This window comes from Delftia sp. NA_296.1 (genome assembly GCF_052692095.1).
On the sequence record NZ_JBQZGF010000002.1, the window covers coordinates 187120 to 206604 of the forward strand.

Sequence of the window (19485 nt, forward strand, 5' to 3'; positions counted from 1 at the left end):
GTTTTTTCCCGGGACATACCCGGCCACCGCAGGCCTTCAGGCTGCGGCGACATGGTGAAATATGGAGCCGCCCCCCTTCCTCCAACCCCGCCATGTTCGTCACGCAGCTCAAGTCCTTTTTCTGGGTCGCCCGCCTTGGCAGCATCACGCAAGCCGCGCGCCAGCTCGCACTGAGCCAGCCCACCGTGACCACCCAGATCCGCGCGCTGGAAGAGCACTACGGCGTGGAGCTGTTCCATCGCCAGGGCGGACGGCTGTCCATCACCGATGCCGGCTTGCGCCTGCTGCCCCAGGTCGAGCAATTGCTGCTGCAGACCATCCAGCTGGAGTCGGCGCTGCGCCATTCGGGCGATGCCAGCCAGGGCCAGCTGCGCATAGGCGCGACGGCGCCCTACTACGTGCTGGACATCGTCAAGCGCTACCAGCGGCGCTTCGAGCGGGTGGAAGTGGCCATCGTGGGCGGCAACTCGCGCCAGATGGTGCAGGCGCTGGTGGACTACCAGGTGGACCTGGCGACCTCATCGCACCTGGAAGGTGATCCTCGCCTGCTGCGCGTGGAGCTGGGCCAGGACCCGCTGGCCCTGCTGGTGCACCGCAGCCACCGGCTGGCGCAGCGCACCATGGTGCAGGCGTCCGATCTGGTGCACGACACGCTGATCCTGCGCGAGCGCGGCTCCATGACGCGCCAGCTCACCGAACAGATGCTGGCCGCCGCCGGCCTGGCACCGCGCCACATCATGGAAATCGCCAGCCGCGAAGCCATCCGCGAGGCCGTGATCCGCGACATGGGCATCAGCGTCTTCGCCCGGCATGAAGCCTCGGCCCACCCCGACATCGTCGTCCTGCCCTTCGCAGGCCCCGTGCCGCGCCTGCCCGAATACCTGTACTGCCTGCGCGAACGCCGCCAGGCCCGGCTGATCGCCGGCTTTCTGGAGGAAGCCGTGCCGGGCGGTGTGCTGCCGGACCAGATGTAAACCGGCTCAGGCCAGCTCGGCATCCGCCAGCAGCGGCTGCTTGAGATCCTTGTCCGACAGCGACATCTCCACATCGAGCTGCGGCCATTGCACGCCGATGGCCGGGTCGTCCCAGGCAATGCCGCGATCGGCCTGGGGCGCGTAGAAGGCCGTGGCCTTGTAGAGGAAGTCGGCGCTGTCGCTGAGCACCACGAAGCCGTGGGCAAAGCCTGGGGGCACCCACAGCTGGCGGTGGTTGTCTTCCGTCAGCTCGGCGCCCACCCACTGGCCGAAGGTCGGCGAGCCCTTGCGGATGTCCACGGCCACGTCGAACACGGCGCCGCGCACCACGCGCACGAGCTTGCCCTGGGCATGGGGCGGCAGCTGGTAGTGCAGGCCGCGCAGCACGCCCTTCTTGCTGCGGCTGTGGTTGTCCTGCACGAACTGGTGGTCCGTGCCCGTGGCCTGGTTGAAGGCCTGCTGGTTGAAGCTTTCGAGGAAGAAGCCGCGATCGTCGCCAAACACCTTGGGCTCGATCAGCATCACCTCGGGGATGGCCAGGGGTGTTGCCTTCATGCGTGCACCTTTTCCTTGAGGATCTGCAGCAGGTACTGGCCGTAGCCATTCTTGGCCAGGGCCTGGCCCAGCGTCTCGAGCTGGGCGCGATCTATCCAGCCCTGGCGGAAGGCGATCTCCTCGGGGCATGACACCTTCAGGCCCTGGCGCTGCTGCAGCGTGGCGATGAACTGGCCTGCCTCCAGCAGGCTGTCGTGCGTGCCCGTGTCCAGCCAGGCATAGCCACGGCCCATGAGCTCCACATTGAGCTGGCCCTTGTCCAGATACAGGCGGTTGAGGTCGGTGATTTCCAGCTCGCCGCGCGCCGAGGGCTTGATGGACTTGGCCAGCTCAACGACCTGGTTGTCGTAGAAATACAGGCCCGTGACCGCGTAGTTGCTCCTGGGCTGCTTGGGCTTTTCCTCCAGGGAAAGAACCCGGCCCTGGGCATCGAACTCGGCCACGCCATAGCGGTCCGGGTCCTGCACATGGTAGGCAAACACCGTGGCGCCTTCGCTGCGCGCGTCAGCGCGTTCGAGCAGGCGGGGGAAATCGTGTCCGTAGTAGATGTTGTCACCCAGCACCAGGGCGCTGGGGGCGCCGGCCAGGAAGTCTTCGGCGATCAAAAAGGCCTGGGCCAGGCCATCCGGGCTGGGCTGGACGGCGTACTCCAGCTTCAGGCCCCACTGCGAGCCGTCGCCCAGCAACTGCTCGAAGCGCGGCGTGTCCTGCGGGGTGCTGATCACGAGGATTTCGCGGATGCCCGCGAGCATGAGGGCGCTCAGCGGGTAGTAGATCATCGGCTTGTCGTAGACCGGCAGCAGTTGCTTGCTGATGGCCAGCGTGGCCGGGTGCAGGCGGGTGCCGGAGCCGCCAGCGAGGATGATGCCTTTGCGTTGCGCGTTCATGGGGTGGGTCCTGTCGTTCGTGCTGAGTCGCGAGACCGCGCTCAGATGATTTCCTGCAGCATGCGGTCCACGCCGGCCTGCCAGTGCGGCAGGCGCAGGCCGAAGGTCTGCTGCAACCGGTCGGTGTTCAGCCGGGAATTGTGCGGACGCTGCGCCGGGGTTGGAAAGGCGCTGGTGGGCACGGCAGCTATGCGCTGCACCTTCCAGGGCCGGTCGGGCGCGAGTTCGCGGGCGCGGGCGATCACGTGGCTGGCATAGGCGTGCCAGGTGGTCTCGCCACCGGCCACCAGGTGGTACAGGCCCTGGTCGCCGGGTTGGCGCTGCAGCTGGCGAATGGCATGGGCCGTGACGTCGGCGATGAGGTCCGCGCCCGTCGGTGCGCCCCATTGGTCGTCGATCACGCTCAGCGCCTCGCGCTCCTGGGCCAGGCGCAGCATGGTCTTGGCGAAGTTGCCGCCGCGCGCCGCATAGACCCAGCTGGTGCGAAAGATCAGGTGGCGGCAGCCCGAAGCCTGGATCAGTTGCTCGCCTTCGAGCTTGCTGCTGCCATAGACGGACAGCGGCGCCGTGGCCTCGGTCTCCGTGCGTGCGGCGCTGCCGCTGCCGTCGAAGACATAGTCCGTGCTGTAGTGCACCAGCAGCGCACCGGTCTGCGCCGCCTCCCGGGCCAGCACCTGGGGTGCCAGCGCGTTGAGCAGCCGCGCCTGGTCAGGCTCGCTTTCGGCCTTGTCCACGGCCGTGTGGGCCGCGGCATTGACGATGACATCGGGGCGCAGAGCGCGCACGGTGCGTGCAAGCTCATCGAGGCGCGAGAGATCGCCGCACAGGCCCTGGCCACCGGCGTCGCCCTGGCGGTCCAGCGCAATCAGTTCGCCCAGTGGCGCCAGGCTGCGCTGCAGCTCCCAGCCCACCTGGCCATTGCGGCCCAGCAGCAGCAGCTTCATGCGCCGGCTCCGTCGGTGTACTGGCGGCTGACCCATTCGCGGTAGGCGCCGGACTGCACATCGGCCACCCATTCGGGGTTATCCAAGTACCACTGCACGGTCTTGCGGATACCGGTCTCGAAGGTCTCGGCAGGCTTCCAGCCCAGTTCGCGTTTGAGCTTGCGCGCGTCAATGGCATAGCGCCGGTCATGGCCGGGCCGGTCCTTCACATAGGTGATCTGTGCGCTGTAGCTGGTGCCATCGGCCTTGGGGCGCAGCTCGTCGAGCAGCGCGCAGACCGTGTTCACGATCTCGACGTTGGGCTTTTCGTTCCAGCCGCCCACGTTGTAGGTGTCGCCCAGCCTGCCGGCCTCCAGCACGCGGCGGATGGCGCTGCAGTGGTCGCGCACATAGAGCCAGTCGCGCACCTGCATGCCGTCGCCATAGATGGGCAGCGGCTTGCCGGCCAGGGCGTTGACGATCATCAGCGGGATCAGCTTCTCGGGGAAATGCAGCGGGCCGTAGTTGTTGCTGCAGTTGGTGGTCAGCACGGGCAGGCCGTAGGTGTGGTGCCAGGCGCGCACCAGGTGGTCGCTGGCGGCCTTGCTGGCCGAGTACGGGCTGTTGGGCTCGTAGAGGTGGTCTTCGGTGAAGGCCGGTGCCGCAGGCGCCAGGCTGCCGTAGACCTCGTCAGTGGAGACATGCAGGAAGCGGAAGGCCGCCTTGGCCTCGGCATCCAGCGCGCTCCAGTAGCCACGCACGGCTTCGAGCAGGCGGAAGGTGCCGACCACGTTGGTCTGGATGAAGTCCTCGGGGCCATGGATGGAGCGGTCCACATGGCTCTCGGCCGCGAAGTTGACCACGGCGCGCGGCCTGTGCTCGGCCAGCAGACGGGCCAGGGTCTGGCCGTCGCCGATGTCGGCCTGCACGAAGACATGGCGCGCATCACCTTGCAGGCTCTCCAGGCTTTTGAGGTTGCCGGCGTAGGTGAGCTTGTCCACGTTGAGCACCGGCTCATCGCCGGCAGCCAGCCAGTCCAGCACGAAATTGGCACCGATGAAGCCGGCGCCGCCTGTGACAAGAATCATGGTTCAACCTTGCAAAATTTCATTGTTCTTGGGGCGGGGATCCGGCAGCAGCATGGGGTGCAGCCTCCCGCCCGGCCTGGGCATTGTCGGCGCTCGCCAGTAAAAAAGCCCGCAGGAGGCGGGCTTTTTCCTTCAGGACACGCCTTTTACACACCAGGGCGTGTTCACTGGCCCTGCCAGCGGCGCAGCACCAGCGAGGCGTTCGTGCCACCGAAGCCGAAGCTGTTGGACAGCACGGTATTCAACTGGGCATCGCGCGTGCGGGTGACCAGGGGCATGTCGCCCAGTGCCGGATCGGGCGTGTCCACATTGACCGAGCCTGCGATGAAGCCCTTGTTCATCATGATCATGCAGTAAATGGCTTCCTGCACGCCGGTCGCGCCCAGCGAGTGGCCGGTCAGCGACTTGGTGGAGGAGAACGGCGGCACCTGGTCGCCGAACAGCGCGCGCATGGCGCGCACTTCCTGCATGTCGCCCACAGGCGTGGAGGTGCCGTGGGTGTTGATGTAGTCCACGCCGCCTTCGATGCCTTCAAGGGCCTGCTGCATGCAGGCGATGGCGCCGTCGCCCGAGGGCGCGACCATGTCCTCGCCATCGCTGGTGGCGCCAAAGCCCACGACTTCGGCCAGGATGTTCGCACCCCGGGCCTGGGCGTGCTCCAGGCTTTCCAGCACCACGGCACCGCCGCCGCCTGCGATCACGAAACCGTCGCGGTTGGCGTCATAGGCGCGCGAAGCCTTTTCGGGCTGGTCGTTGTGCTTGCTGGACATGGCTCCCATGCCGTCGAACAGCAGGGCCATGCCCCAGGACAGCTCTTCGCCACCACCGGCAAACATCACGTCCTGCATGCCCCAGGCAATCTGCTGTGCCGCAGCGCCGATGCAGTGCGCCGAGGTGGAGCAGGCCGAGGTGATGGAGTAGTTGATGCCCTTGACCTTGAAATTGGTCGCCAGGCAGGCCGACACCGTGGAGCTCATGCAGCGCGTGACCTGGTAGGGACCGACGCGGCGAATGCCCTTCTCGCGCAATGTGTCAGCCGCCTCGATCTGGTTGGCAGGCGAGCCGCCGCCCGAGCCCATGATCAGGCCCGTGCGCGGATGGCTGACCTGCTCGGGCGTGAGGCCGGCCTGGGCAATGGCATCTTCCAGCGCGATCTGCGCATAGGCAGCGGCATCGCCCATGAAGCGCAGCTGCTTGCGATCGATCCGTGCCTCGACGTCGATCTCCGGCACACCGGCCACCTGGCTGCGCATGCCCAGTTCGGTGAACTTCGGCATGGCCTTGATGCCCGTGCGGCCCTCGCGCAGCGAGGTCTCCACGGTATCGAGGTCGTTGCCGATGCACGAGACAATGCCCGCGCCGGTGATGACTACGCGACGTTTGGTCATGCTGCCGTTCCCTGGCCTTCACCCTCGCGCAGGAACAGACCCACGCGCAGGTCATTGGCCACGTAGATTTCCTTGCCATCGGCCAGCAGGCGTGCATCGCCGATGGCCATGTTGAGCTTGCGCTTGATCACGCGCTTGATGTTGATTTCGTAGGTCACCAGCTTGACGTCAGGACCCACTTCGCCCGTGAACTTGACCTCGCCGGCGCCCAGGGCGCGGCCGCGGCCGGGAAGGCGCAGCCAGGTCAGGTAAAAGCCGATCAACTGCCACATGGCGTCCAGGCCCAGGCAGCCGGGCATGACGGGATCGCCCCGGAAATGGCAATCGAAGAACCAGAGATCAGGCTTGATATCGAGTTCGGCGACGATCTTGCCCAGGCCGTGGGCGCCACCATCGGTGTCGATGTGCGTGATGCGGTCGAACATCAACATGGGAGGCAGGGGAAGACGTCCGCTGTCTGCGGAAAACAGCTTGCCTTCGCCCGAAGCGATCAGTTGCTCATACGAAAAAGAATCGGCCATTGTCTAACTTGCTCCACGGCGGCACTGACGCCACCTCTATCTCTGAATGGGTGCGGCCCGCAGCGGACCATGCAGCCGCGCATTATCGGGGTTGAACGTTGCCAGACTGCAACAAAACCCCGAGGCCGCATCAAAACTCTGCCACAAAAGCCACGCCGACCCAGGTCGCGGGCCTTGGCTACAGCCCCTGGACCGGCCGCTTGCGGCGCCTGATCCACGCCACCGCCAGCACCGCCAAGGCAGCCAGGCACAGCGGCACCAGACCTGCCGCGTGCACCCAGCGCGCGAATGGCGTCAAGGCCTCGCGCCCCTGCACGCTGGCCTGCAGCACGGCGCGCTCGTAAGGCACCAGCGCCTGCGTGACCACACCCCGGTGGTCGATGGCAACCGTGGCGCCGGTGTTGGTGGCGCGCAGCATGGGGCGCTCGAATTCCAGCGCGCGCATGCGGCTGATGGCCAGATGCTGGTCGATGGCCACGCTGTCGCCAAACCATCCGATGTTGCTGAAATTCACCAGCACCGTCGGCGCCGTCGCCGCGTTGCCAAAATGCGCCCCCAGCTCCTCGCCAAACAAATCCTCGTAGCAGATGTTGGGCGACAGACGCTCGCCGGCCCAGGCCATGGAGGGCTGGCCCAGCGCGCCGCGGTTGAAGTCGCCCAGCGGTATGTTCATCATTTGCGTGAACCAGCGGAACAGCGGCGGGATGAACTCCCCGAAGGGCACCAGATGGTGCTTGTCGTATTGGTAGTCCTGGATCTGGCCGGGCTGCCAGCCCACGACCGAGTTCGTGTAGCCGGCCTCTTCCGACCCCAGGGGAATGCCCAGCAGCGCAGCCTGCCGGCCGTCCTTCTTCAGATACGGTTCGCGCAGCAAGTCCAGGTATTCCTCGGGCAGTTGCTGGGGCAGCAGGGGAACGGCCGTCTCAGGCGCCACCACCAGTTGCGCGGTGGCCGCGCGCAGCTCGCGCCCGTACCAGCCCAGCGCCAGCGGAATGCCGCTGCCGGCCTCGAACTTCTCATCCTGCGGGATATTGCCCTGCAGCAAGGCCACGCTCAGCGCCGGCCGTTCGGCCGACGGTGCATTGATGGCGGCATCGCGAAGCCACCACAGCCCGCCCCAGGCCAGGACCAGTGCCGCTGCAGTGGCCACCAGGCGGACGGGCCGGAGACCCTGTCTGTCCAGCAAGGCAGCCAGCCCATACGACAGCCCATATGCCAGCCAGGCCGCCACGGCGCCCGTGCCATAGACGCCAATCCAGCGCGGCAGCACGGACAAGGGGCCTTCCACATGGGCATAACCGCCCGCGCCCCAGGGAAAGCCGGTCCACAGCCAGCCACGCGCCAGCTCGGCCAGCAGCCAGACGGCGGAAAACAGCAGCGCGCCACCCGCCGCACCAGCAGGGCGCAGCCTTTGCCAACCCCAGGCGGCCACCGCGTAGTAGCTGCCCAGAAACGCCGCAAGCGCCAGCACGGCGGCAACGGCCAGCGGCGCAGGCAGGCCGCCATAGACATGCATGGAGATGAACAGCCACCAGAAGGTGGCCACCAGCCAGGCCGTGGCAAAGAGCATGGCACGCCCTGCCGCCTGGGCCGGACGCTGCGCCGTCTGCAGGGCGCGCGCCAGCACGGCCAGCGACAGAATTTGCAGCCACCACAGCGGGCGGCCATAGCCGCCGATGAGGCTCAGCGGCCCGTCACCTTGCCCGCGCGCCCAGGGCCAGGCCAGCGACAGGGCCTGTGCCGCACCCGCGACAAGCAGCAGCACCCCATGGGCGAACCGGCCCATGCGCCGGCCGTCTTGCGAGAAAGCGGAAGAACTGGACAGGGGCATCGGCCGGTTGTGCGCAAAAAGAGGTAGGTCTCGGGTGAGAGAGGTCCAGCCAAGAGCAGGTTCAGGCGCAGCCTCAGCTGCGCAGCAGGCTGTCGGCGGCGGGATCGCGCACCACCTTGAACCAGCGCACGGCGCCGCCCTTGGTGTGCAGCACGGTGAATTCCAGGCCCGCCAGATGGATCTGCTCGCCGCGCTTGGGCACATGGCCCATTTCGTGGGCGATCAGGCCGCCGATGGTGTCGAACTCATCGTCGGGATCGCGGGCATGCAGGGCGACCTCGAAGGTCTCGTTGACATGCTCGATGGTGGTGTCGCCCGCCACGCGGTAGCTGTTGTCGGCCAGGGCGAAGATGTCGCCCTCGTCCTCGGGGATGTCGAACTCGTCCTCGATCTCGCCGACGATTTCCTCCAGCACGTCCTCGATGGTCACAAGGCCCGCCACGCGGCCGAACTCGTCGATGACCACTGCGAGGTGGTTGCGGTTGCCCCGGAATTCGCGCAGCAGATCGTTCAGGCCCTTGCTCTCCGGCACGAAGGCGGCGGGGCGCAGCAGGGCGCGGATGTTCAGGTCCGGCGAACGCTGCAGCTTGAGCAGGTCCTTGGCCAGCAGGATGCCGATGATGTTCTCGCGCTCGCCCTGGTAGACCGGGAAGCGCGAATGGGCCGTGGTGATGACCTGGTGCAGCAATTCATCGAACGGCGCGTCGATGTTGACCAGGTCCATGCGAGGGGCTGCGACCATGACGTCGCCGGCCGTCATGTCGGCCATGCGGATCACGCGTTCGAGCATGACGCGCGACTCGGGGCCGATGACCTGATTGTCCTCGGCGTCGGCCAGGGTCTCGATCAGCTCGTCGGGAGAGTCGGGGGCCGGGTGAATGAACTCGGCCACCTTTTGCAGGAAGCTTCGCTTGCTTTCCTTCTCGGAAGAGCGCGCAGGATGGGGGTCGGACACTGTCTTGGAGTGCAGGACGTGCGGTAGTGAAACAAGCTGCAAGGATAGCGGATTGCTCCGTCACCCCTGCATGCGCTGCGCCAATTCCCTTGCGGCGTTTTGCGCTTATTCGCCGGCCTGGTGGCGGCCATCCTGCACGCCACGGCGGATTTCCTGCACGTCGGCCAGGAAATCCCAGAACTGCTTGGCCTGCTTCTTGAACTGGTAGTCCACCTCGCCGATGTGCTCGGTCATCAGAGACGCCATGTGCGTGTCGATGCCGGCGGGCGGCAGTTGCAGGTAGGCCTCGGATTCGGAGCCATCGCGCTTGATGGTGGCGCCGGCCTTGCGCGCAATCCTGAGCATGGCCGTGTTCTCCGACAGCGCGTGGATGAACATCATGGACACGCCCTTGGTGCGTGCATGGATCACGGCGCGGTTGAACAGGCGCCCGCCATAGCCACGGCCACGTGCCTGCTTGAGCACGGAGACGCCGAATTCGGCGCAGCTCTTGTGCTCGGGATGCGAGGCAAAGGCCAGGTGCGCCATGGCGATCAGCTCGAGCCGGCGGTTGTAGATGCCGAAGATGTCATCGCGCTCGAAGTCGAGCTGCATGGCATAGCGGCGGACCTGCTCGTCGCTGGCGGCATAGCCGAAGCGCAGGTAGCGGTCGCCTTCATCGAGCTTGAGCAAATGCGCCACCACGCGCTCGCGGTGGGACGGGCCCAGCGAGCGAATGGGCACCATGGACGCGGAGCGCCCATCGGGACGGTGCGGCTGGCCTGCGCTCGCACGCAACATGTCCCGGCCGGCCTGCCAGGACGCCTTCAACCAGTCTTTGGATGCATTCATGGCTCAAATATAGGTAAAAACCCGATGTCGAGCAACGGAGATATTGCAATGCAACAAAACCGTAAGGTTTTGGCATGCAAACCAATTTTCCCTCCCTGCACTTCTTGACGGCCAGGCCCCTGTCCGAGCCTTCGTGGCTACAGAGGCACCGCCGTGGTCACCTTCACCCGGTCCATCACGAAGCTGGTCTTGCAGTCCTGCACGCTGGGGTGCTTGAGCAAGGTGTCCATGACGAAGCGCGTGTAGTGCTGCATATCGGCCACGACCACGCGCATCAGGTAGTCCATTTCGCCGGTCAGTGACACGCATTCCACCACCTCGGGCCAAGTCTGCACGCTGGCGCGGAACACGTCCATGGGGTTGCGCTTGCTGGTCTCGGTGTACTTTTCCAGGCGCACGTTGAGATAGGCGGTCAGCCCCAGGCCCACCGTCTCGGGCTGGACCAGGGCCACGTAGCGATCGATCACACCGCCGTCTTCCAGGCGCTTGACCCGGCGCAGCACGGCGCTGGGAGACAGGCCGACCTGCTCCCCGATGACGTCATAGGTTTCCCGGCCGTTGGCCTGCAGGCGGCGCAAAATGGCCCGATCCAGTTTGTCGATGTTGTGCGTGGCGCTCATGGCGGTGGACTCGTAAATAAGTACGGATTTCTTCAGGGTTAACCCGAATTAACCAGTTAAATTGCGATAAACGAAAGAATTCCGCAATTTTCATGCATTTCGCATTTTCCCTCCACGGGCAAACGGCAAAAAGCTGAAGCCCCTCCCGCCTACAGTGACAGCACCGATCGAGAAGACGCAGGCGCCGGCCATGGCGCCCGTCCGACTGTCCTGCACTGAACTGGCCGGAGATCCCCATGAATGCCCCGCTGAACCAGGCTGCCGCCCAGGCCTGCGCGCAAACAGTCAAGCGCCAACGGGACATGCATCGTCCACGCCTTCCGGCCTGCCCACGCTGCCTATACTGCGGGGATCGCCTTCATTTCGCTTCACGCCATGACGCCCCGCCACGACGCCAACCGCGCCATGTCACGCCATGCCCGTGCGCCTGCGCCAGCCGGCCCGCAGCCGTCGGCCCGGTTGGCGCGGCGCAGCCTGCTGGCAGCACTGGCCGCCCTGCCCTGGCTGCCTGCGGCGGCGCAGGCCCAGCAGCCCTCCGCCGCCCAGCCGCGCGATGCGAAGTCCGACTCCCTGACCCTGATCGTTCCCTATGCGGCCGGCGGCCCGCTGGACCGCACGGCACGGCCGCTGGTCGAGGCCAGCACCGCGAAGCTGGGAGCCATCCAAATCCTCTATGTGCCGGGCGACGGCGGCGCCAAGGGCTCCAACATGGTCGCCCAGGCCACCGCCCAGGACCGCTTGCTGCTGATGGGCGCGGCCGCCACCCATGCCGTGCTGCCCTGGCTGCAACCCCAGCTGGGCTACGACCCGCTGCGCGACTTCCAGCCGCTGGTGCTGGTGGCGCGCATGCCCAATGTGCTGGTCATGCGCAGCGATCTGGCACGCCAGTGGCGCATACGCACGCCGCTGGACCTGCAGCGCTTTCTTGCCAAGCACCGCCAGCCGCTGCGCTATGCCTCGGGCGGGCCGGGCAGCAGCGGCCACCTGTCGGGCGAGATGTACCAGATGCTCACGCGGCTGCCGCTGCTGCACCTGCCCTTCGGCGGCACGCAGCCGGCACTGTCGGCCCTGCTCGACGGCTCGGCCGACCTGCTGTTCGACAGCCTGGCGTCTTCGCTGCCGCACATCCGCGCAGGGCGGCTGCAGGCCCTGGCCGTGACCACGCTGGAGCGCGCGCCCCTGCTGCCCGAGGTGCCCAGCCTCAACGACACGGTGCAGGGCTTCAACATGGCCAACTGGTTCGGCCTGTTTGCGCCGGCCAGCTGGCCCGCGGAACAGGCGCAGCGCCATGCCGCCGCGTTCTCGCAGGCCATGCGCAGCCGCCCGGTGCAGGACACCCTGTCCGCCATGGGCGTGCTGCCCGAAGAGCTGCAACTGCAGGAGTTCGCGCGCTTTGTGCGTTCCGAGCACAGCAAATACGGCCTGCTGGTACAGGCCGCCCGAATCCGCCAGCTCTGAGCCGCGCAGGTGCCTTGCCTGCCCCCGGCCCGGGGCGGCAATGACAAGATCCTTGGAGAGCACCATGATGAGCACCGCAGCGACCCCCACCTCGTCCCACGTCCCCGCCCACGCCCCCGGTGTGGCACCCGTGGTCTACGGCCAGGCCGACCGCCCCCCGCGCGGCGACTACAGCCGCGCCAGCAACGACTACACCTGCGCGCAGGACTACGACGCCTACACCGAGGCCGACCACGACACCTACCGGCGCCTGTACGAGCGCCAGTCCGCCCTGCTGCCGGGCCTGGCAAGCCAGCACTTCATCGACGCCCTGCCCTCGCTGGGCGCCAAGGACCGCATTCCGCGCTTCGAGGAAGTCAACGAGCGCCTGCGCCGCGCCACGGGCTGGGAAATCGTCGGCGTGCCCGGGCTGATTCCCGAGGTGCCCTTCTTCTCGCTGCTGGCCAACCGCAAATTTCCGGTCACGGACTGGATCCGCAAGCCCGAGGAGTTCGAGTACATCGTCGAGCCCGATGTCTTCCACGACCTCTTCGGCCATGTGCCGCTGCTGTTCAACCCCGTCATCGCCGACTACATCCAGGCCTACGGCCAGGGCGGGCTCAAGGCGGCCGAGCTGGGCGCCTGCGAGATGCTGTCGCGCCTGTACTGGTACACCATCGAGTTCGGCCTGATCCGCGAGCAGGGCGGCCTGCGTGCCTATGGCGCGGGCATTCTCAGTTCATCGGGCGAACTCAACTACTCGGTGCGCAGCCCCGAGCCGCAGCGCCTGCCGCTGTCGCTGGAGCGCGCCATGCGCACGCTCTACAAGATCGACAGCTACCAGCACACCTACTTCGTGATCGACGACCTGCAGCAGCTGTTCGACCTCACGGCCGCCGATTTCGAGCCGCTGTACCGCCAGCTGCGCGATCAGCCCACCGTCGCGGCAGATGCGCTGCTGCCGGGCGAGGTCGCTCTGTAGGAAGCGGCCCTGCAGGAATCTGCAGCCTGAAGCCGCTCGCGCAGCGCCAGGCAAAAGCGCCAGACGCGCTCGTCGAACACCAGCTGCACGTGGGCCACATCGTCCAGGCGGTGCGCATCCTGCCCCGGCAGCGTGGCCACGGGGAATGGAAAGACGATGTTGTCGCAGCAGCTCCACCAGCAGCTGAAGGGCACGTCCGAGGGCGGCGGCCCCAGGCGCTGCAACCAGGCGCTGTCCGGGCGCATCTGCAGCGCCGGCAGGCCATGGGCGAAGCGCGCCATCCAGGTGCCACGGTGCGGCGTGGCCAGCGTCACCACGTGGGCCGCCAGTTGCGGGCGCTCCTGCGCCGACAGTTGCCCCAGCCAGGCCCGCACCACCAGTCCACCCATGCTGTGCGCCACGATCAGCGGAGCGCGCCCCGTGGCCTGGGCCATGCGGCGCGCGCAGGCGTCAAGGTCGGCCACCATGGCATCGATGGATGCGCCATGCGCCGGCTCCAGCGTCATGGCAGCGCAGGCAATGCCGCCTTTCTTGAGCCGCCGCAGCCAGGGCGCCCAGACCGCGCGGTTGCAGAAGAACCCGTGGACCAGCACCACGCCCACCTGGCCCATCGCACCCACTTGGCCGGTGGTGCCGCCGTCAGGCCAGCCATCGGCCTGGGCACGGGCACGAAACGGCAGCCGCCAGCCAAACACCTGCACGGCCAAACGCCACTCGGCCAGCCAGGCCGCCGCCACCGTGCGCCACGACGGCACAGGTGCCCCCGCCTTGCGCACCACGCGGCGCATCAGCAGCATCTGCAGGCCCAGGTGCAGGCCCGGCCAGCACAGGCCCAGCAGCGCCCCCGCCAGCGCCAGCCCGGGTGAACGCGGCCACCACCATGCCAGCCAGGCCGCGGCGCCCGCCAGCGTGCCCAGCGCCACCATTTGCAGAATGCGTGCGTTCACGGCAGCCCGTCCCCAATGAAAAAAGAAGCCAACGTAGCACAGGCCCTAGGACAACCCCGTGTAGACCGCAAAGCACCCGCCTGACCAGAATCGGCCGCAGCGGTGGCCGGCCGACCGGCGCCTGCAACTTCGCTGTCCCCCTGTCTTCCCAGCAACCCAAGGTACCCTGCATGGACGCTGCGCCCTGGCTCAAGAACTATCCCGCCGATGTGCCTCACGAGGTGCATCCCGAGCAATACCGCTCGCTCACACACCTGCTGGAGGAGGCCTTCACCCAGCATGCGGACCTGCCCTTTTCGGTCTGCATGGACCGCTGGATGAGCTACCGCGAGCTGGACCAGCTGTCCACCCGCCTGGGCGCCTGGCTGCAGGGGCTGGGCCTGGAGCCCGATGCACGCGTGGCCATCATGCTGCCCAATGTGCCGCAGTTCGCCGTGAGCATGGCGGCCGTGCTGCGCGCCGGCTACACCTGCGTCAACGTCAATCCGCTGTACACCCCGCGCGAGCTGGAGCACCAGCTCAAGGACTCGGGCGCCACGGCCATCATCATCCTGGAGAACTTCGCCCACACCCTGGCCGACGTGATCGAGCGCAGCGCCATACGCCATGTCTGCGTCACGGCCATGGGCGATCTGCTGGGCGGCATGTACGGCAGCTGGATCACCTTCGCCGTGCGCCACCTGGCCAAGATGGTGCCGGCCTACAGCCTGCCGCTGGACGGCGCGGGCGGCACGGTGCGCGAGGTCACGACCTTTTCCCAGGCGCTGGCGCGCGGCGCCCAGAAAGAGCTGCGGCCCAGCCAGGCGGGGCTGGATTCGGTGGCCTTTCTGCAGTACACGGGCGGCACCACGGGCCTGTCCAAGGGCGCCGTGCTCACCCACCGCTGCATCGTGGCCGCCACGCTGCAGGCCCATGCCTGGTTCACGCCCGCGCTGCATGGCCGCGTGAAGGCCCAGGACACGCACATCATCGCGGCGCTGCCGCTGTACCACATCTTCGCGCTCACGGTGAGCCTGTTTGCCATGCGCATGGGCGCCAGCCTGAGCCTGATCCCCAATCCGCGCGACATCCCCAAGTTCGTCAAGGTGCTGCAAAAACGGCCCTTCCACATCCTGCCGGCCGTCAACACCCTGTTCAACGCCCTGCTCAACAACGCCCAGTTCCGCGAGCTGGACTTCTCGCAACTGCGCGTGTCGCAGGCCGGGGGCATGGCCGCCAGCGAGGGCACGGCGCGCCAGTGGCAGCAGGTCACGGGCAGCGTGATGATCGAAGGCTGGGGCATGAGCGAGACCTGCGCCATCGGCACCAACAACCCCGTCATCACCACCTCCTTCAGCGGCACCATCGGCCTGCCGCTGCCGGGCATCTCCATCGCCATCAAGGACGACGAAGGCCGCGACCTGCCCATGGGAGAGGCCGGCGAGCTGTGCATCAAGGGGCCCAACGTCATGCGCGGCTACTACAACCAGCCGGACGAAACCGCCAAGGCCTTCACGGCCGACGGCTACATGCGCACCGGCGACATCGGCGTGATGGACCAGGAGGGCTTCACCCGCATCATCGACCGCAAGAAGGACATGATGGTGGTCAGCGGCTTCAACGTCTATCCGAACGAGCTGGAGAACGTGATCTCCATGTGCCCCGGCGTGCTCGAATGCGCAGCCGTGGGCGTGGCCGACGAGCGCCAGGGCGAGGCCATCAAGGTCTACGTGGTGCGCAGCGACCCGGCACTGACCGAGGAACAGGTGATGCGCTTTTGCCATGACCAGCTCACCGGCTACAAGCGCCCGCGCACGGTGGAGTTCCGCGACGAACTGCCCAAGACCAACGTAGGCAAGATCCTCAGGCGCGCCCTGCGCGATCCCGCCTGAAACCCGCACGGCCGCAGCTGTAGCCCACGCGTCAGCCGTGGCTGCCTGCGGCTGTTAGCCTTGGGCAAAAGCCGCCCCGCCTCCTCATGACAACTTCCGCCCCAACCAGCGACAGCGCCGCGCTGCCCCCCGGCATGACCGTGCTGGAGCGCGGCTGGCTGTCGGCCAACAACATCGTCTTCGCCGCCGATACCGATGTCCCTGTGGACGACCCGCAGGACGACGGCGCTGCCGTGGTCGATACCGGCTACGTCAGCCATGCCGGGCAGACCGTGCTGCTGGTCGAGCAGACGCTGGCCGGCCAACCGCTGGCACGCATCCTCAACACCCATCTGCACAGCGATCACTGCGGCGGCAATGCTGCCTTGCAGGCGCGCTGGCCGCAGGCCCGGACCTACGCCGCACCGGGCCAGGCCGCCTTCGTGCGCGACTGGAACCCCGCTGCACTGAGCTACACGCCCACCGGCCAGGAATGCCCGCAATTTGCGCTGACCGGCGTGCTGCAGCCCGGCACCAGCGTGCGGCTGTCGGGGCGCGACTGGCAGATCCATGCCGCGCCCGGGCACGATCCGCACTCCATCATCCTGTTCGAGCCCGCCAGCCGCACCCTGATCTCGGCCGACGCGCTCTGGGAAAACGGCTTCGGCGTGGTCTTCCCCGAGATCGAGGGCCTGAGCGCCTTCGACGAGGTGGCCGCCACGCTCGACGTGATCGAAGGCCTGGCACCGCTCACCATCGTCCCCGGCCACGGCGGCGTTTTCACGGGCGTGGCCGCCGCGCTGGACACGGCGCGCCGCCGCCTGGACGGCTTTGTGCGCGCCCCCGAGCGCCACGCGCTCTACGCGGCCAAGGTGCTGCTCAAGTACCGGCTGCTGGACTGGCAGCGCATACGCACCACCGATCTGCTGGCCTGGCTGGCCGCCACGCCCTACTTCGGCATGCTGCATGCAGGCTATTTCAGCCACGAAACCGCCGAGCACTGGAGCCGCACGCTGGTGGATGCGCTGGTGCAATCGGGCGCGGCGCAGCGCGAGGGCGAATGGGTTCACAACGCCTGAACGAAACAGATCTGCGATAGACGTAAAAGAAATTAAGAATGCTCTGATAGATTTCACAAATGGCAATGACTAGCATTCGCTGATCAGCAAAAAGGCGCTCCTGACGTCCACGGGAATCGCACTGCAGGCCAAGTGCCTGCGCTGATCAGAGCGAGCCTCAGGCCTGCCACATGACGCGCTCCGCGTCCAGCCGCCCCGCCAGCCAGCATCCAATCATGCACAGCGAGGGAGGCGGGCATGGCTCACCACACCAATCACATCACCGGCCGCAAGCACTGCGCGGCTGCGACACGGCCGCATGCCGTGGGCATCGCCGCCACGCTGATGGCACTGAGCCTGCCGATGCAGATCCAGGCGCAGCCCGCCGCGCCAGCTCCGCTGGACCAGACACTCGGTGAAGTCCAGGTCCGCGACCGCCATGACGGCGGCTACAAGGCGCAAAAGGCAGCATCCCCCAAGTTCACCCGCCCGCTGGTGGACACGCCCCAGACCCTGTCGGTGATACGCCGGGAAGTCATGGAGGAACAGGAAGCGACCACCTTGCAGGAAGCCTTGCGCAACACGCCCGGCGTGACCCTGTTGCTGGGAGAAGGCGGCAACTCCAACAGCAAGGACAACATCTTCATGCGCGGCTTCGACACCACGGGCAGCATCTTCATCGACGGCGTGCGCAACCTGGGCAGTTCGGTGCGCGACACCTTCAACATCGAGGACATCGAGATCGTCAAGGGCGCCTCGGGTTCCGAGTACGGGCGCGGCGCGCCTTCCGGCAGCATCAACATGCGCACCAAGCTGCCGATGCTGGGCGATCTGTCGCAGATACGCCTTGGCACCGGCACCGCCGACACCAACCGCGCCACCGCAGACCTGAACCGGCAGCTCGGCGACACCGCCGCCCTGCGTCTGAACGCCATGGTCCAGAGCAGTGGTGTCGCAGGCCGCGACTTCGTGCGCGACCAGGGCATGGGCATGGCGCCATCGCTGGCCCTGGGGCTGAGCACGCCCACGCGCCTCATCGCCGACATGCAACTGCTGCAATACGACAACCGTCCCGATGGCGGCGTGCCCACCGTGGGACTTCCAGGCTTCTACAACGGCGCATTGTCCATACTGGGCATCAAAGACATACGGCCCGTGGACCCGTCCAACTTCTACGGCAGCCTGGACGACTTCAGCAAGACCGAGCTGAACCAGGCCACCGTGCGCTTCGAGCACGACCTGTCACCCGGCACCACGGTGCGCAACATCACGCGCGTGGGACGCAGCAAGATCGACCAGTTGCTCACGGGCACCTCGGGCATCGTCAGCGACGGAAGCGGCGCAAGCGCCGTGGGTCGCCCGGACCCCGCCACCTGGACTGCCTCGCGCTCGCGCCAGTTGCGCTGGCAATCCAACCAACTGCTCACCAACCAGAGCAATCTTTCATCGAGTTTCAAGACCGGCGGACTGCAGCACGCGCTGAGCGCGGGCCTGGAACTGATCTACGAGAAGCAGACCTCCAGGGGACGCACGGGCGCCGGCACCATGGCGCCCGCCAACCTCTATGACCCCAACGTCAACGATCCAATCACGGGCCAGGACATCCGCTACACAGGCCAGATCAGCGAAGGCAACACCAGAACCGTCGCGCTGTATGCCTTCGACAGCATCGAGTTCAGTCCGCAGTGGCAGCTCAATGGCGGCCTGCGCTGGGACCGCTACCGCAGCGCCAACGACAACACCACCGCACCCAATGCCGCCACGGGTGCGCAGACCACCAGCCAACTAAGCAGCAGCGGCAGCCTGCTAAGCACAAAACTGGGGCTGGTATTCAAGCCGGTGGACTACGGCAGCATCTACGCCGGCATCTCGACGTCGCAGCAGCCGCCGGGCGGCAGCAACTTCTCGCTCAGTGCTACGGAGGGCAACATCAACCACTCCAGCATGGACCCCTCCAAGGCCGCCAACCTGGAAGTGGGCACCAAGTGGGACATCCTGGATCGCCGCCTGCTGCTGACGGCCGCCCTGTTCCAAACCACGGTGCGCAACGACCTGGGCACCATCGACAACGTCACGGGTGCCGTGACCCAGTATGGCAAGAAGCAGGTCAAGGGGATCGAGCTGGGCGCCGTCGGCCAGATTACGCCGGCCTGGAACGTCACGGCCGGCCTGGCACGCATGAACACCAAGATTGAGCAGGGCACGTCTTCACAGACCGGCGCACACCTGAACTGGTCACCCAAGCTCAGTTTCACCAGCTGGACCACGTACCGCTTCGGCAACGGACTGACGCTGGGTGGTGGCGCACGCTACATGGCCAGGATGGCGCGCCTGGTCAGCAATTCCGCCGTGCCGGACACCACCAACATGCCCAGCACACGCGACTACTGGGTCTACGACGCCTTCATGGCCTATGAGGTCAGCAAGCACCTGCGCCTTCAACTGAACGTCTACAACCTGGCCGACAAGAAATATGTGGCCAGCCTCAACAACAACGGCGCACGCTACATGCCGGGCCCAGCACGCTCGGCCCGGCTCGTGGCCACGCTGAAGTTCTGATGCCAGCGAGGTGTTGCCGAGCGGCAACGAACAGACAAGGCGATATCAGATAGTTCTTATATTTTTATTAAGAATCACT

17 protein-coding genes are annotated in these 19485 nt (G+C 66.7%); 6 read left to right on the plus strand and 11 right to left on the minus strand.

Annotated elements, in window-relative coordinates; genetic code table 11:
- Nucleotides 1–92: 92 nt before the first annotated feature.
- The gene (locus ACUTR7_RS05340; protein ID WP_012203209.1) at nucleotides 93–974 is read left to right on the plus strand and encodes a LysR substrate-binding domain-containing protein; all 882 of its coding nucleotides are present in this window, start codon (nucleotides 93–95) and stop codon (nucleotides 972–974) included.
- 6 nt (nucleotides 975–980) lie between these two features.
- On the opposite strand, the gene rfbC is transcribed toward ACUTR7_RS05340, so the two are convergent.
- The 10 genes from rfbC to ACUTR7_RS05390 all read right to left on the minus strand — a co-directional run bounded on the left by rfbC (nucleotide 981) and on the right by ACUTR7_RS05390 (nucleotide 10573).
- The gene (rfbC, locus tag ACUTR7_RS05345) at nucleotides 981–1529 is read right to left on the minus strand and encodes a dTDP-4-dehydrorhamnose 3,5-epimerase (RefSeq protein ID WP_065345362.1); all 549 of its coding nucleotides are present in this window, start codon (nucleotides 1527–1529) and stop codon (nucleotides 981–983) included.
- On the minus strand, nucleotides 1526–2416 hold the full coding sequence (gene rfbA, locus ACUTR7_RS05350; protein WP_099734707.1) for a glucose-1-phosphate thymidylyltransferase RfbA: 891 nt from the start codon (nucleotides 2414–2416) through the stop codon (nucleotides 1526–1528). The genes rfbC and rfbA overlap by 4 nt, the downstream gene beginning before the upstream one ends.
- 41 nt (nucleotides 2417–2457) lie before the next feature.
- Nucleotides 2458–3360, minus strand: coding sequence for a dTDP-4-dehydrorhamnose reductase (gene rfbD / locus ACUTR7_RS05355; protein WP_047217745.1), 903 nt, complete (start codon nucleotides 3358–3360; stop codon nucleotides 2458–2460).
- A complete protein-coding gene (gene rfbB, locus ACUTR7_RS05360; protein ID WP_445608311.1) occupies nucleotides 3357–4427 on the minus strand; it encodes a dTDP-glucose 4,6-dehydratase in 1071 nt (356 codons plus the stop codon). The genes rfbD and rfbB overlap by 4 nt, the downstream gene beginning before the upstream one ends.
- 164 nt (nucleotides 4428–4591) lie before the next feature.
- Nucleotides 4592–5815 (minus strand): beta-ketoacyl-ACP synthase I, encoded by a 1224-nt coding sequence (gene fabB, locus ACUTR7_RS05365; protein ID WP_088166011.1) that lies wholly within the window; start codon nucleotides 5813–5815, stop codon nucleotides 4592–4594.
- A complete protein-coding gene (fabA, locus tag ACUTR7_RS05370) occupies nucleotides 5812–6336 on the minus strand; it encodes a bifunctional 3-hydroxydecanoyl-ACP dehydratase/trans-2-decenoyl-ACP isomerase (protein WP_012203203.1) in 525 nt (174 codons plus the stop codon). Before fabA ends, fabB begins: the two co-directional genes overlap by 4 nt.
- 178 nt (nucleotides 6337–6514) lie before the next feature.
- On the minus strand, nucleotides 6515–8167 hold the full coding sequence (gene lnt / locus ACUTR7_RS05375; RefSeq protein WP_445608312.1) for an apolipoprotein N-acyltransferase: 1653 nt from the start codon (nucleotides 8165–8167) through the stop codon (nucleotides 6515–6517).
- A 73-nt stretch (nucleotides 8168–8240) separates the two neighbouring features.
- Nucleotides 8241–9122 carry an HlyC/CorC family transporter gene (locus ACUTR7_RS05380; protein WP_013804259.1) on the minus strand — a complete coding sequence of 294 codons (882 nt, stop codon included), beginning with the start codon at nucleotides 9120–9122 and terminating at the stop codon, nucleotides 8241–8243.
- A gap of 105 nt (nucleotides 9123–9227) precedes the next feature.
- Entirely contained in the window at nucleotides 9228–9953 is a 726-nt protein-coding gene (locus tag ACUTR7_RS05385) for a GNAT family N-acetyltransferase (protein ID WP_013804260.1), read from the minus strand.
- 137 nt (nucleotides 9954–10090) lie between these two features.
- Nucleotides 10091–10573 (minus strand): Lrp/AsnC family transcriptional regulator, encoded by a 483-nt coding sequence (locus tag ACUTR7_RS05390; RefSeq protein ID WP_012203199.1) that lies wholly within the window; start codon nucleotides 10571–10573, stop codon nucleotides 10091–10093.
- A gap of 375 nt (nucleotides 10574–10948) precedes the next feature.
- Here ACUTR7_RS05390 and ACUTR7_RS05395 point away from each other — a divergent pair, with 375 nt between their 5' ends.
- The gene (locus ACUTR7_RS05395) at nucleotides 10949–12031 is read left to right on the plus strand and encodes a Bug family tripartite tricarboxylate transporter substrate binding protein (protein ID WP_123694167.1); all 1083 of its coding nucleotides are present in this window, start codon (nucleotides 10949–10951) and stop codon (nucleotides 12029–12031) included.
- Nucleotides 12032–12095: 64 nt separating this feature from the next.
- The gene (gene phhA / locus ACUTR7_RS05400; protein WP_445608313.1) at nucleotides 12096–12992 is read left to right on the plus strand and encodes a phenylalanine 4-monooxygenase; all 897 of its coding nucleotides are present in this window, start codon (nucleotides 12096–12098) and stop codon (nucleotides 12990–12992) included.
- Here phhA and ACUTR7_RS05405 read toward each other — a convergent pair.
- The gene (locus ACUTR7_RS05405; protein WP_445608314.1) at nucleotides 12941–13939 is read right to left on the minus strand and encodes an esterase/lipase family protein; all 999 of its coding nucleotides are present in this window, start codon (nucleotides 13937–13939) and stop codon (nucleotides 12941–12943) included. The two genes, phhA and ACUTR7_RS05405, sit on opposite strands and share 52 nt — an antisense overlap.
- Nucleotides 13940–14109: 170 nt before the next feature.
- Here ACUTR7_RS05405 and ACUTR7_RS05410 point away from each other — a divergent pair, with 170 nt between their 5' ends.
- The 3 genes from ACUTR7_RS05410 (at nucleotide 14110) to ACUTR7_RS05420 (ending at nucleotide 19406) form a co-directional block, all read left to right on the plus strand.
- Entirely contained in the window at nucleotides 14110–15810 is a 1701-nt protein-coding gene (locus tag ACUTR7_RS05410) for an AMP-binding protein (protein WP_099751857.1), read from the plus strand.
- A gap of 86 nt (nucleotides 15811–15896) precedes the next feature.
- Nucleotides 15897–16868 (plus strand): MBL fold metallo-hydrolase, encoded by a 972-nt coding sequence (locus ACUTR7_RS05415; RefSeq protein ID WP_013804265.1) that lies wholly within the window; start codon nucleotides 15897–15899, stop codon nucleotides 16866–16868.
- Nucleotides 16869–17105: 237 nt separating this feature from the next.
- Nucleotides 17106–19406, plus strand: coding sequence for a catecholate siderophore receptor Fiu (locus tag ACUTR7_RS05420; protein WP_445608315.1), 2301 nt, complete (start codon nucleotides 17106–17108; stop codon nucleotides 19404–19406).
- The last annotated feature ends 79 nt before the right edge of the window (nucleotides 19407–19485 follow it).

Coding starts and splice junctions, on each gene's coding strand:
- ACUTR7_RS05385 (WP_013804260.1), bottom strand. CDS start 9,953: ATGAATGCATCCAAAGACTGGTTGAAGGCGTCCTGGCAGGCCGGCCGG.
- ACUTR7_RS05410 (WP_099751857.1), top strand. CDS start 14,110: ATGGACGCTGCGCCCTGGCTCAAGAACTATCCCGCCGATGTGCCTCAC.
- phhA (WP_445608313.1), top strand. CDS start 12,096: ATGATGAGCACCGCAGCGACCCCCACCTCGTCCCACGTCCCCGCCCAC.
- ACUTR7_RS05420 (WP_445608315.1), top strand. CDS start 17,106: ATGGCTCACCACACCAATCACATCACCGGCCGCAAGCACTGCGCGGCT.
- fabB (WP_088166011.1), bottom strand. CDS start 5,815: ATGACCAAACGTCGCGTAGTCATCACCGGCGCGGGCATTGTCTCGTGC.
- rfbB (WP_445608311.1), bottom strand. CDS start 4,427: ATGATTCTTGTCACAGGCGGCGCCGGCTTCATCGGTGCCAATTTCGTG.
- ACUTR7_RS05395 (WP_123694167.1), top strand. CDS start 10,949: ATGACGCCCCGCCACGACGCCAACCGCGCCATGTCACGCCATGCCCGT.
- ACUTR7_RS05340 (WP_012203209.1), top strand. CDS start 93: ATGTTCGTCACGCAGCTCAAGTCCTTTTTCTGGGTCGCCCGCCTTGGC.
- rfbC (WP_065345362.1), bottom strand. CDS start 1,529: ATGAAGGCAACACCCCTGGCCATCCCCGAGGTGATGCTGATCGAGCCC.
- fabA (WP_012203203.1), bottom strand. CDS start 6,336: ATGGCCGATTCTTTTTCGTATGAGCAACTGATCGCTTCGGGCGAAGGC.
- ACUTR7_RS05415 (WP_013804265.1), top strand. CDS start 15,897: ATGACAACTTCCGCCCCAACCAGCGACAGCGCCGCGCTGCCCCCCGGC.
- rfbD (WP_047217745.1), bottom strand. CDS start 3,360: ATGAAGCTGCTGCTGCTGGGCCGCAATGGCCAGGTGGGCTGGGAGCTG.
- lnt (WP_445608312.1), bottom strand. CDS start 8,167: ATGCCCCTGTCCAGTTCTTCCGCTTTCTCGCAAGACGGCCGGCGCATG.
- ACUTR7_RS05390 (WP_012203199.1), bottom strand. CDS start 10,573: ATGAGCGCCACGCACAACATCGACAAACTGGATCGGGCCATTTTGCGC.
- rfbA (WP_099734707.1), bottom strand. CDS start 2,416: ATGAACGCGCAACGCAAAGGCATCATCCTCGCTGGCGGCTCCGGCACC.